The 12,063-nt window shown below is 32.0% G+C and carries 11 protein-coding genes; 1 reads left to right on the top strand and 10 read right to left on the bottom strand.

What is annotated here, in order from left to right; all coding sequences use genetic code 11:
- Position 1: 1 nt before the first annotated feature.
- From FJR47_RS07510 to FJR47_RS07495, 4 genes are all read right to left on the bottom strand, one after another.
- Entirely contained in the window at positions 2-343 is a 342-nt protein-coding gene (locus tag FJR47_RS07510; protein ID WP_152299825.1) for a hypothetical protein, read from the bottom strand.
- 169 nt (positions 344-512) lie between these two features.
- Complete coding sequence (locus tag FJR47_RS07505) at positions 513-908, bottom strand: hypothetical protein (protein ID WP_152299824.1); 396 nt, start codon at positions 906-908, stop codon at positions 513-515.
- Complete coding sequence (locus tag FJR47_RS07500; protein WP_152299823.1) at positions 895-1,368, bottom strand: hypothetical protein; 474 nt, start codon at positions 1,366-1,368, stop codon at positions 895-897. The genes FJR47_RS07505 and FJR47_RS07500 overlap by 14 nt, the downstream gene beginning before the upstream one ends.
- A gap of 119 nt (positions 1,369-1,487) precedes the next feature.
- Positions 1,488-1,766 carry a hypothetical protein gene (locus FJR47_RS07495; protein WP_152299822.1) on the bottom strand — a complete coding sequence of 93 codons (279 nt, stop codon included), beginning with the start codon at positions 1,764-1,766 and terminating at the stop codon, positions 1,488-1,490.
- Positions 1,767-1,926: 160 nt separating this feature from the next.
- Here FJR47_RS07495 and FJR47_RS07490 point away from each other — a divergent pair, with 160 nt between their 5' ends.
- Positions 1,927-2,868 carry a hypothetical protein gene (locus FJR47_RS07490; RefSeq protein ID WP_152299821.1) on the top strand — a complete coding sequence of 314 codons (942 nt, stop codon included), beginning with the start codon at positions 1,927-1,929 and terminating at the stop codon, positions 2,866-2,868.
- An 82-nt stretch (positions 2,869-2,950) separates the two neighbouring features.
- On the opposite strand, the gene brxL is transcribed toward FJR47_RS07490, so the two are convergent.
- The 6 genes from brxL to FJR47_RS07460 are packed head-to-tail and all read right to left on the bottom strand — an operon-like array spanning position 2,951 to position 12,048.
- The gene (gene brxL, locus FJR47_RS07485; RefSeq protein ID WP_188093713.1) at positions 2,951-4,975 is read right to left on the bottom strand and encodes a protease Lon-related BREX system protein BrxL; all 2,025 of its coding nucleotides are present in this window, start codon (positions 4,973-4,975) and stop codon (positions 2,951-2,953) included.
- 9 nt (positions 4,976-4,984) lie between these two features.
- Entirely contained in the window at positions 4,985-7,453 is a 2,469-nt protein-coding gene (pglZ, locus tag FJR47_RS07480; RefSeq protein ID WP_152299819.1) for a BREX-1 system phosphatase PglZ type A, read from the bottom strand.
- Positions 7,435-8,346: a hypothetical protein gene (locus tag FJR47_RS07475; protein ID WP_152299818.1), complete on the bottom strand. Its 912-nt coding sequence runs from the start codon at positions 8,344-8,346 to the stop codon at positions 7,435-7,437. The genes pglZ and FJR47_RS07475 overlap by 19 nt, the downstream gene beginning before the upstream one ends.
- Complete coding sequence (gene pglX / locus FJR47_RS07470; RefSeq protein ID WP_152299817.1) at positions 8,346-10,040, bottom strand: BREX-1 system adenine-specific DNA-methyltransferase PglX; 1,695 nt, start codon at positions 10,038-10,040, stop codon at positions 8,346-8,348. The genes FJR47_RS07475 and pglX overlap by 1 nt, the downstream gene beginning before the upstream one ends.
- Positions 10,037-11,083: a hypothetical protein gene (locus FJR47_RS07465; RefSeq protein ID WP_152299816.1), complete on the bottom strand. Its 1,047-nt coding sequence runs from the start codon at positions 11,081-11,083 to the stop codon at positions 10,037-10,039. The genes pglX and FJR47_RS07465 overlap by 4 nt, the downstream gene beginning before the upstream one ends.
- On the bottom strand, positions 11,080-12,048 hold the full coding sequence (locus FJR47_RS07460) for a DUF3644 domain-containing protein (RefSeq protein ID WP_152299815.1): 969 nt from the start codon (positions 12,046-12,048) through the stop codon (positions 11,080-11,082). The genes FJR47_RS07465 and FJR47_RS07460 overlap by 4 nt, the downstream gene beginning before the upstream one ends.
- Positions 12,049-12,063 lie beyond the last annotated feature (15 nt).

Below are 12,063 nucleotides of genomic sequence, written 5' to 3'. Positions count from 1 at the left end.
TTTAAAGCACCTCTTTGTAAGATACATAACCAGTAATACGGTTTCCATGAATTTCTAAACCGTTTATAAAATGTGTATCTAAAAATAGTTCCATGTCATCATGTTCTTTATCCACTATTTTAAAGTCATGCTTACCTTGCTCACTTACGATTAAATAAGCATACTCTTTTCTTAGCTCTAAAATCTCATAGAGTGTGGTAGCTGAAATTAAATTTACATTCTTTGTTCTGATAATCTCTCTTAAATATTTGATACCTTCATAGTTCTGCTGTTTTAAGTCATTTATAGTGTTTTTCACACATTTTAAAAATCTTTTAGTTGGAATAATTTTTTTTTGTAGCATAATTGCCCCTTATGTTAAGTGCGATTAAAATAATCGTGAGTCTGAACATATTGTTCAAAGCAGTCGAATCACTTGAATAGATAGGGTTTATAAAGTGGGTTAATATTCATTCCACTTAGTTAGATTTGGAAGCTCTGTCTAAATTGATTATTTTCATATTATTTTTTCCTTAATCAAGCAGTTTATAGTATTGCGTGAGTTCTACTTCTGTAAGTATCTTATGAATTGAGCTATTTAAATTTCCAAGCAAGTCATAAATTTCGAAAAAGAATGAGTCATTTTCCAAGCCTATTTCATAAAGTGCATTTATTGTCTCCGTCATGACAATATTATTGACGATACAACTAAAGGTTTTACTATTTAGTATTTCGTTATCAACCTTATACTCGGTATGATTAGCGAGCAAAAATAGCCATCCATTTTCAAGCTTTTCACTCTCCCAATACCCACCTTTATAGTTGCTTGATAGGTGTTGAGCCACAGTAAAATAAGTACGCTCTAATAGAGAAACAAGTTGCCAGTTCTTTGTAATATCATATAAATCTTCAAATTTATTTGTTTTCATTTAGCATCTCCTCTATAGTTTGCATTGCATCTAAAAGCATTTCATTGTATTCATCTTTGACATCCCTTAAAATATTGATGATTGTTAAATAAGACTCTAAACCTTTTGGTAAATTTTTCATCTGTTTAATATGAATTTTAGATGCTTTTAACCTACGATAAAAATGTTTCTTAAATAGAGCAACATAGGCTTCATCATTAAAATCGCCATGAGCCTCTTGTGTTAATAATTCTTTTGCTTTTTCAATAGCTCGTGTGAGAAGAATAGTTTTATTTTTAGGATAAAGTTTAAATTCCTTCATAGTAATTTTGATTGAACATTCTTGTTGTTTTTTAGACCATTGAGCAACTTCTTCTTTATGTGCTTCAAGGAAGTTTTTATCATGTATATAGCTTGTCGCATATTCATCATCACTGAGCATTTTTGCGTTGGTTCTCATTAAATTGTTAAAGTTTTGCATATTTATAATCCTTTGTTGTGTTTATAATATTTGGCTTCGTAAAGCACCGCAGATTTAGATTGCAATCTCCGTTGAACCCTCATAATGAAGGCTCAAAGAAAACAGCAAGAACCTTTATACTAAAGGCTCCAAGCAGGTTGATTTAGGAGTTCAACTTTATCAATGCTTGATGAAAAATTCTCATCACTTGGATATTGTTTTCCGTCTTTGCGAGTTATATATTTGCACACATGATTGTTCAGCACTTCATAAATCTCTTTATGACCGCACAGCTCACTCATCTTTTCCATGAACTCATCTGCCATAGCTTCTTCCACTATCACTTCATAGGTATAGTGACGAGTGATAATCTCTATTTCACTTGTCGTGACTTTTACAACTCGTTTTGTGTTTCTCATCTTTTTTTCCTTTTGTTTAGATTTTCCGTATTGTGACAGAAGAAAAAATTTGACTTCAAAGTTATAAATATCCCAAGAACAAGGGTTTTAATTAACAGATTTTTTAGTAAAATAAAGCATTAGCAAGGGTTTATATGAATTTTAAGGTGTTTTTAATAATATGATTTTGGTTATGAATAAAAAGCATGGTGTGGGCTGTACGTTGCTTACTTATAATTTAGGTAGATTGTTGAATCTTCCAATTTATGTCGATAAAAATAGCTATATGCTTGATGAAGAGCATAAGTATAAGTTCCCTCAAGTTGCTAAAATTACAGCAAGTAATAAACGGGGCATATTTGATATAGGTACTAATGTTGAAACAAAATATACAAAAAAATTTATTGAAAAAGCTAAGCTGATTGTAATTCCGTTTGAATATGGATATGAATGTATGCTACAAACCATCAAAACTTTAAAGTATATAGAGTCTGTAACATCACGAAAAATACCGACATTACTTATACTAAATAGACTTGATAAGCAAGATAGTGATAGAGATTTCAAGTATACGAAATATATGAAAGGAAAATTTATTGAGAATAATTATAGCTTTAAAAAAATATATGATTACCACGATAATAGTAATCTATACTTAGCATACTTACGAAACTCATATAGCTTACAATCAAACTTGGAGTCTGGAGAATATTTTTTAGATAAGATGTATAACAAAGACTATATACGTGACAGGTTAAACAATCTTAGTGAATTTCGTGCTATTAAAAACTTTGAGTATAGATTTTTTTTGTATTTGGCAAGAGACATAATTGGAAGAGTAGATTATGAAGATGAAGATATCTATAGGCAAGATAAGGATATGGTTATATTTAGAAATAACTATGCCCGAACATATATAGATAAAATAGAGCCTTCTTTGGAAAAAACACTTGAAATTGATATGAATAGGTATTTTGATTACAATAAAGGGCTTCCTCATAATGTATATGTAGATGATATAATAAATAAAATGTATGTAAATAATAAAGAAACAAAGCTCATAAAAGATATGGCTTATATATGTTATTTAACCGATGTGCTTTATCGAGACTTAGATTTTTAAAATTACCAAAAAAGTGATACAAAAGCCTTAGCTAAAAAGTAAACCACTATGATGGCTATGATTCCAGCTCCGATAACTTCCATCACTCAACCCCAACAGCTTTAAAAACAGCGTCAATTGGGTCAGAGTAAATTATTAACTGAAATTTACTCATCAGCTCAGGTGGTACTTTAACCATTTGAGCCATGTCAAGAGCAGGTAATAATATTTTTTTTGCACCGCTATCACTTGCGATTTGCAATGCGTCAGGAAGACTCTCAGTCCCTATAATGGTTCCACCAATGCTCATGCTCCCAAGAACGACCATTTGTGAAAGTAATGGTTTTTCAAGAACACCACTGCATAGCGATACGAAAATAGCCAGTTCAATATCTTTTGATTTGCCAATACCATTCAGGTCAGTAGCTTTTAGATGGTAATCAAAGTCTTTATACTTTGCATTGATAGATACTCTATGAAGATTTGCTTGGATGTAATTCGTTGCTTCTTTTATCTCTTCTTTAATAGCTGTACCGCTAAAGCCTGTACTATCGAGTTTACCATTACCAGACATAACTTGTAGGTCTAATCTAAATAGTCCTTTATGCCCATTATCAGGATTTGATGATACCGTATATAGTGAACCGTTTGGAAGTTGACCATCAGGTATAAGCGAGTTGCCACCGCTCTCAGGAACGGCTACTCTTATTTCACTATCATCTTCTATGTCGATATATGAAAAGTTGACATCATAAAACTCCATACCACCGATTTTTTTGAGCTGTTCTTTAATGCGTCTTCTACCAACCAGTGCATACTCTAAACATGTACGAACATCTTCTTTGTTGTACTCTCCATCTGGGTGCATAAGTTTTAAAAGTCCACTGACTGTTTTTTTGACGGCTTTACTGTCACGCTGATTAAGGTCATGTCCCAGTTTAAAGTATTTATCTATAGCATTGGAGAAATTATATTTTTGTAGTTCTCTCATCCACTCAGCCATAAAATCTGTGATGAATCCATACTCATTTGTAAAAAACTCAGGTCGCATTTTTGGTACTTCCCATCCTGGGAGATAGTTGTGAAATCTATCAAAGAATGCTGTGTCTATCATCTCTTTTGGAAATGGCGAAAGTAGATGAGAGGTTTTTACTATGTTTTCTATACTTCCATCGATATTCCCAACAAACACAAATGAAGCTTTTGCTTGTTTTTGCTCTTTTCCACGTGCAAAGCTTCCACTCTCCATGTAGTCTTTCATAATCTGTATACCGTCTTTGTCTTTGAAGTTTATTCCTGCGACTTCATCAAAGGCAACAATATCCCAGTTTCCAACAAGTCCGATAGTCTTACTGCTCATATTGTAAAAAAGGTTTGCAACCGTCGTTTGTCCACCACTCACTAAGATTGAGTTAGGCGATATCTCTTTATAAACAAATGATTTACCTGTTCCACGAGGTCCAAGTTCACACATATTGTAGTTATTCTCTACAAACGGAACCATACGAGCGAGTAAGTGCCATTTTGCTTTAGTGTCAAAATTGGTCGGCTCCATTCCTGTACTTCTGATGACGACATCCATCCATTCTTCATTATCAAATTTTTTTCTTTGAGATAGAAACTCTTCCATATCCATGTTTGGCATCTGAATTGGTTTTAGGTCTTGGATGTGAAAAGGCGACGCACCTTTTGCATTTTCATCGTAGTAATACTCAAGTGTGACAATAACCCAGATACCGCCAGCTAAAAGCTTTTGATACTGCTTGACATAATCTTCATTGATAACAATTTTGTTGATTCCAAGGTTACTAAACTCCGCTTCATAAACATCATCTTTTTCATTTAGTTTTACCGAGACCTTATCGATTACTTTGTATCGACCTTTTTCTTTTATGCGAGACTTTACAACCTCTTTTTCATCAGGACGGACATAGTTTTTTGCCAAAATATCTTTTACTTTAGCAACACCTTCAAGTATCTGCTCCTCGTTGTCTGTTGCACAGTACATTCCAAGTAGGTACTCTAAAACATATATAGGAACATTCGCTCCATCTTTAATCGATTTTGTAAGGTCTTTTCTAACTACTTTACCTATAAATTCGTTGTTTAGTTTGCTGTTTAAATCCATGTTCATATCCTAAAAATCATCATCGAAGTCATTGAAGAAAGAGAGAGCCAATTTCACTTCAAGTTCTTTATATATTGGAGTTTCACTACTGCCATCAAGCACTTTCTTTGTCACAAGTTTAATGGTTTGATTGTTATACTTATTTATATCTTGTTTAAATGTTAGTCTAAATCTTGACTCTCTGTTTGTATCGTACTGCTCAGTAGAGTCAAAAGTGTGTTTAAATTCATCAGAAAGAGTTACACCATCAACACTTTCAAAAGATATTTTCAGTGTTATTGGTTGCGTTTTTTCATCTACTATTTCAGATTGGTAAAGTGCTACATTGACTGTGTTTGTTGAGATGTTTCTCAGTGGAATAATCTCTACATTTACATCTTTAACATCAGTGCTACGAGCTTTTTTAACGCTTATGAGTGGTATCACTAACTCCTGTAGCGTTGCACCCCCATGTACAAAACGGTTACCACCACCTTGCACTCTGATTTTATTGATAGATTTTGCAATGAGAAAATCATTTTCTCCCTCAATTCCAAGAGATTTTCCATCATATTTGGCAACACAAGTCTGTTTACTTAAGCCTTGTCCTATGATGAAACGACGATTAAGCTTTATAGCTCCTTCTGCTTCTGCTTTACAAAACTCGCTTTCTTCAGTCGCTCTGTTAGTATATAAAAATCCATGGTCACTTGTGATGTAGATGGTAGAACCGTTAAAGTTTGAGATTTGTTTGACTACTTTAATGAGACTATCAAATGTACTAACAACTGCGTCAAAAGTTTTTATCTCATTTTTTTCGCCCATCTTGTCTATCTCGTCATGATAGATGTAGATGACACTGCTGTTTTTAACAAACTCTCTACCATTATTTTTACTAAACTTTAAAAACTCTTCATAGCCAATAGCAGAAGCGTTCTCTTCATATGATTTTAATATCTTATCTCTGTTTGCCATCCCTGATGATGACTTGCCATCAATAAATACGATGTCGTTTTTATCTCCGATAGAGAGCTCTTTATGAGGAAGTAAAGAAGCCATCCCAAGTTGAGTGTAAGATGGAAGTGAACTTACCATACTTTCACATGAAGAGCTGTATTTGTCCATGCTCTCTATTTTTGAGCTAAGTTCAACTCCACATTCATAACGCATTGCGTCTGAGATAATGACGAATACTTTTTGATTCTTCTTCAAATGTGCTTCTACAACATTGCTATAAAAATGTTGTTGATGTGAAGTTGTAGTTTGTGCCGTGTAAGTATCTGCAAAACTTTGCCAGTTGTCATTTAACTCTCTCAAATAGCCATTAAGATAGACATCTTCTATTTTAACATTGAGTGCTTTTAGTAGTTCAAGATGTTCAGCTTTACTTGAAGCAAGAGAGTACTCTCTATAGTATCTGTCTGCTTTATGCCAGTGAAGTGTATACTCTTTTATTCCATCATTAAAACTACTCATACTTAGACGAGTCTCTTTTACAAAGTCAAAAAGCTCAGAAGCACTTAGTATCGCCTGATAGATGTTTTGATAGTTCTCATACCAAAACGTATGCTCACGAATTGCAATGCTCTTTGACATCTCTTTTGAAGAGATATTATCACTATTTAGTTTAGTTAAAAGATGGCTTATTACTGCTTGGTCACATTTTTCATAAGTGTCACACATCATAAGTTTTGAAGCATCAGCGTCAGCTATGATGTTTTTAATATTGAGTTCATTCTCTACTGTTTTTGAGATTCTTTCAAAGCTTTCCTTATGTCTACTGCTGTCCATCCAGCTTTTTACAAATAGTCTGGCATCAGAGTTTAGTGTGCATTTGCTTTTGTCTAAGTAAAAATAAAAATGATTTTGAAGGAGTTTATGAAGTAGGTCTTTAAGACTCTCTCCTTCATAAGCGAACTTGCTTTTTACAGCTTTAAAAAAGAGTCCATCGAGTGCAAACTTACTAAGTGTCTCAAAATGTTTTTCATTTTCAAATACTCTTAGCATTATAGAAGCTATGTTATCATCACATCCTATACTTACAGCCATCATTTTAAGTCCTAAAGAGTCTTGAGTCTCTCTTTCACTTAATGTTGTTTTTAGAGCTTCTACTCGTGTTGGAGCATTAAGAAATTTATCGAATCTTCCTACAAACTCTTTAAAAGTGACATCCAGTCCTAAGTTTTGTAGTATAAGGCTTGTCTTATCAGCACTAAACATGTAGTTTGCAATGTTCAAATCCAGCAGCCAGTTTGCTTCATTTTTTGGTGCATGAGTTGGCGAGTAGATTAAAAACTTGTCATCAGGCTGAAGTTTTAATAGTTGGCGTTTAATGCTAAACTCATTGTTATCTATAACAAGCTTTTCAACACTATCAAGGCTGATGTTATCAAACTGTTCTTTTAGCTCAGCATTGTCGTCATACCAAAACACTAATCGCTGTTTTTCAAATATGCTTGTAAGTCTTTGTTTAATATCTATCATTTGACTATCTTCCATTCATTTTCTTCTAAAGATTCTACACTAACATTTTCTGTTGTTTCATTGATAATGTCAGTATTTTTCTTTTTTACTATTTTCAGCCCAGTTTTTTTGGAAACATATACTTTTTGTTCCACTGGCTTAAATTCTTGCTTTATTTTATTCTTCTTAATAACATTTTTTTTAGATGGTTTCTTAGCCTTTTTTTGATTCTTATTTATTGTAATAGATTGAAATTTATCAAGTTTTATAATTTTTTTATTACCCTTGGTATGCATTACTTCATTAGAGATATCAACACTTTGAGTAAAATCAACTTTACTTAATAAACTGATGATGTATTCTTGCATAATATATTGATTATTAAATCTTTTGTTATTACATAAATGATGATTTTTAAATTTTTTGGTTGTTACTATAATAGTTAAATAAAACCTACCATTGGATTCTCTGACTAAAATCATAGTATTTTGTGTCAGATTTTTATATAGAATATCATCGGTAGTATTAATTTTAATACTTTTTAGAAAACTTGGAACCTCAAATGTAGTCGACCTTCTTTCATAATCTTCATGACGCTGGTAGTAATTATGTGTAGGTATTATTAATGAGTATTTTTCGTCGATATTTTTTGGTTGATATGTTGCTGTAGAGGTACATGGATGTTTATCCCAATCAGGTGCAAGTGAATCAAAAAATACACGACCACCATTTGAACAATTACAATAGTAGACAGCTTCAAAACATTTGGGACATGATGTCAAGTATAGATAACTATCTTTGCTAAAATCACTATGAGCATAAAAGGGGTTATATATACTTTCATGTCTATAGCGTGCTGAATCAGACGAAACGCCATCTTGAACATGACGCTTCCGTCCATACTCGTCTGTATACCAGTAATCACTCATTATTTACAAAGCCCTGTAATTGGATAGAGTATCTCTTTGAATTTACAGTAGTTGACTTTTACTCCATCGTCCAAATCAATATCCACTCCATTTTGAGAGAAGCTCATCATACTTTCTCGGTCAAACTCTATTAGCTCTTTGAGTTTTGTTTCTATGTTTTTTATCTGCTTATCTGCGTCTTTTTTATCTTTGTCTGAAGCTGTTTCAGATGTAGTTGTTAGATGAAGTGTCTCTTTATGTGATTCAAGTTTGCTGATGTACTCTGTGAGGTAACTGTTTCTTACCCTTGCAAATACATCACTCTGGTATCGGTGCATGTATATGAGAACATTGAAACCTTTTTTAGGAGAACTTACCATCCAGTAGATTGGACGTTTTTTATAGCGTTTGATATGGTCTTCGTAGAACCCTTTTACAAAATACTTACGAATTGTTGTACCTAATGCGTTTTCAATAAAGCGGATGTTTTCTTGTAAACTATTCTCTCCAAAAGTAGTTTTAACAAACTGAACAAATCTTGAAGCTATATCATCTTTGAAGTAGTCATCTTCAAGCACAGGGATAACATTGTCATCATCTATCACAAATGTTGTAGAGGTTGGAACTTCTTGACCCATATTTGCAATCAACAGTCCATCACTATCAAGTGAGTATCTACCAAACATCACACCAACACCATAAGAGATAAACTGTTTCATAATCTCATCTGCTTGAAAGACTAACTCTCTATCAACTATTTTCGTTTCATTTTTTAGTATCGTTATATCTTTTAACTCTACCTCTGGTGTAAGTTCATCTTGAAGTTCATATATATCTATGAACAGTCTGTTTAGTTCTTCTTCGTTATGGTGTAGTGTGTTGTGTTGCTCTTTCCAATAGTTACAGTAGTTAGTGTATGCTGTTTCAATTTTAGAATCTGATTTGTGTTTTATGAGTTCATTTTTTGTGAAGTCCCACGATGTTTCTCGGCTGTCCCATTCCTCTTTTGAGATGTCTATGTTTTGTTGGGTTATAGTTTCTATTCTTTGCTTTATATCTTCTGATTCTGAAAAAATAATTGGAAGATTCAAAATGTTTTCTGTCTGAAAGCTTAATGTTTGATTTGTAATTTGAAGTAATGATTTAGCAATTGATAAGTTCAAAAAAGCAAGAATGTAATTATATTTATCTAAATCATTAAAACTAATATTCACTTCATCAAATGTGCATATTTCTGGCAATACTCTAAAACTTGCATTTTTAGATGAAATTTTACTCCAAGTAATACCTTTTTTATACCATAAATACTCTGGGATTAACCTTCCTACCTTATTCTTCTTATAGTGAGTTCTTGCCTCTTCACTCCAATTCATTACATATTCTAAGTTACCATACCATTTTCTAAAATCCCCACCCTTCATCATAAAAAGCCATTTATTATCTTGACCTATATCATTTAAGTTAATTTCCCATATTTGTTTTAGATATTCATCATTATTCCCAGTTACATTTTTTCCATCTGAAAATGAATATTCACTAATCTTTTGATTTTCAAATATTTTTTTCACTTTATCACTAACCCAATAAGCAATAGGGGATGTAGGGATTTTAGAAAAATCCTCTTGTTTAGCTTCATATCTATTTTTAGGTTTAAAAAAACCCTGCTCTTTTTCATCACTACTTTTGTAGTCTGTTAGGCGGACAAATGTGCTCATAGTTTTTCCTCAAAATTAAATAATGTTTTTGGTGTATTACTGATTTCAATAATAATTTTTGGCTTCAATACTCTTGTAGATGCCTTTGACTTTATCGTAGCTTCAAATACAATATCATGGTCATTTTTTTGAAGAATCAACTTTTTCTTAAACAGACTTACATTGTCTCCAACATGTAAATCTTTGATTGTAACAGAGCAATTACTATTTGTTATTTCAATCCATTTTCTAAAAGCATTAGGATTAGGTATATCAAAATGTGGTCTATTGAAGTCAAATGCTCTTTCATTTATACCCATCATCTGATTTAAGTTTTGGACTTCTGGTTTTTCAGGAGCCTTAGGTATTGATGGTATTAGTTTATATATATCCATACCATGACGTGTGATTTCTACTTCATTAAATACAATATTTTTATTTAAACAGTTTATATCAACTTGAATTTCAGAGTCCGATGTTATGCCTGTGTTTTCTATAGAAAAATCAATAAAGTAAAAAATATCACTCAGTTCATCTATTCTTGCAACTAATTTTTCTTTATATTTCTCAGAATTGGATATTATTTTTTCTAATTCACACTTGTAGGATGATAACTCATTATTATATGTTGTTGCTGTTTTAGTATGCAAACCAGCGGATGCTGATATAAGTGAAGATATTTGTGAATATTTCTCAACATTATCTACTTTCACATATGAAGGCATTGATGATAGTTTTTTTTCAACATCTAATCTAATACTCTCAAGCTGTTTTATCAATTCATCTTTTTTAAAATCAACAGGGTGTAGCACAGCTTTTATTTGATAGTTTGTTGGTCCTTCAAGCTTTTTTTCTAAATCTATTCTCTGAAGGTGTTCATCTCTATAAACTTGATATATTGCGTATAAAAATATAATTATTGGAAATCCGATTAAGACATAATCAGGAAATTTATATTCATAGTTTAAGTATGCATTTAATAAGTCATATAATGCTGGAATAAAACCTAAATAGATAATCCACTGTTTGAAAATTTTACTGATAAAATTGACGAATATTGTCATTTTTCTTCCTCAGTATAATTTTTAATGCAATGTTTCCTTACTTCATCTACCCATCGTTCGTACCAGTACCATTGTCCTTCAATTTCAATGCCGAAGTTATTTTTTGGATTTTTTCCATCTCGTTTTTGCCATAAGTAAGTATGTGATGAAATTGAGAACTCATTAAAGCCTTCTTGTTTCATTTTTTCTACGATTTTGCTTGGACGATATTTTTGTTTTTCTGTTTCTTTTATAACTGTATACTCTTTATTAATACCTTTTGCAAGAGGCGAGTCACTTTTTACAAATTCAATTACCTTATCAGCTTGTCCTTTATGATTTACAAGTTTAGGCACGAACAATACCCTGTAAGCATATTCTGGGCTATTGTATTCTTCTGTAGATAAGTCATCATCAAAGGTTTTAATATAGCTCAATATATTTGAAGGTAATTCTGTGTGTTCTTCCAAAAGCTCTTTTTGCTCAGTGTTGATGGTAGAAAATTGTAGACTAAAAGATAAATACTTTGAAATCGAAAATTTTTCTCCAAATAATTGAATGATATATTTGTTGTAATTTAAACACGCTGCTTGAAATCTTGCACTTAAAATTTCATCAATTTTGGAAGTCATTTGATGTTCTATTTCATGCCTCAATCCAATTAGAAATTTTAAATTGTTTGCAGTGTCTCTATCTATAGGTGAATCTTGAAAATTTAAACATTTTTCTAATTCCCAATGTTTATAGGCACCATTCTTGGTCTTTTGATACCTTCGTACACTACCTTTTATATCAAAATATCTGTATTCAATCTTTTTGCTTCTGTAATAAGCATGCAAAAGATATGTCCAAGAAATAATTGTTAAAACTATAAATGACTCAGCTTTAAATGTTATTGTAGGATTATTATATATTTGAACAGCAGCAAGAGTTGATTCCCTTGACTTTTTAACCAGTTCCATTTTTATTGAGCTTATTTTAGACATATTTTAAGTGCTTTT

It is taken from the genome of Sulfurimonas xiamenensis (assembly GCF_009258045.1).
GTDB lineage: Bacteria > Campylobacterota > Campylobacteria > Campylobacterales > Sulfurimonadaceae > Sulfurimonas > Sulfurimonas xiamenensis.
This window is presented reverse-complemented; position numbering and strand designations above follow the sequence as displayed.

Coding starts and splice junctions, on each gene's coding strand:
- FJR47_RS07510 (WP_152299825.1), bottom strand. CDS start 343: ATGCTACAAAAAAAAATTATTCCAACTAAAAGATTTTTAAAATGTGTG.
- FJR47_RS07505 (WP_152299824.1), bottom strand. CDS start 908: ATGAAAACAAATAAATTTGAAGATTTATATGATATTACAAAGAACTGG.
- FJR47_RS07500 (WP_152299823.1), bottom strand. CDS start 1,368: ATGCAAAACTTTAACAATTTAATGAGAACCAACGCAAAAATGCTCAGT.
- FJR47_RS07495 (WP_152299822.1), bottom strand. CDS start 1,766: ATGAGAAACACAAAACGAGTTGTAAAAGTCACGACAAGTGAAATAGAG.
- FJR47_RS07490 (WP_152299821.1), top strand. CDS start 1,927: ATGATTTTGGTTATGAATAAAAAGCATGGTGTGGGCTGTACGTTGCTT.
- brxL (WP_188093713.1), bottom strand. CDS start 4,975: ATGGATTTAAACAGCAAACTAAACAACGAATTTATAGGTAAAGTAGTT.
- pglZ (WP_152299819.1), bottom strand. CDS start 7,453: ATGGAAGATAGTCAAATGATAGATATTAAACAAAGACTTACAAGCATA.
- FJR47_RS07475 (WP_152299818.1), bottom strand. CDS start 8,346: ATGAGTGATTACTGGTATACAGACGAGTATGGACGGAAGCGTCATGTT.
- pglX (WP_152299817.1), bottom strand. CDS start 10,040: ATGAGCACATTTGTCCGCCTAACAGACTACAAAAGTAGTGATGAAAAA.
- FJR47_RS07465 (WP_152299816.1), bottom strand. CDS start 11,083: ATGACAATATTCGTCAATTTTATCAGTAAAATTTTCAAACAGTGGATT.
- FJR47_RS07460 (WP_152299815.1), bottom strand. CDS start 12,048: ATGTCTAAAATAAGCTCAATAAAAATGGAACTGGTTAAAAAGTCAAGG.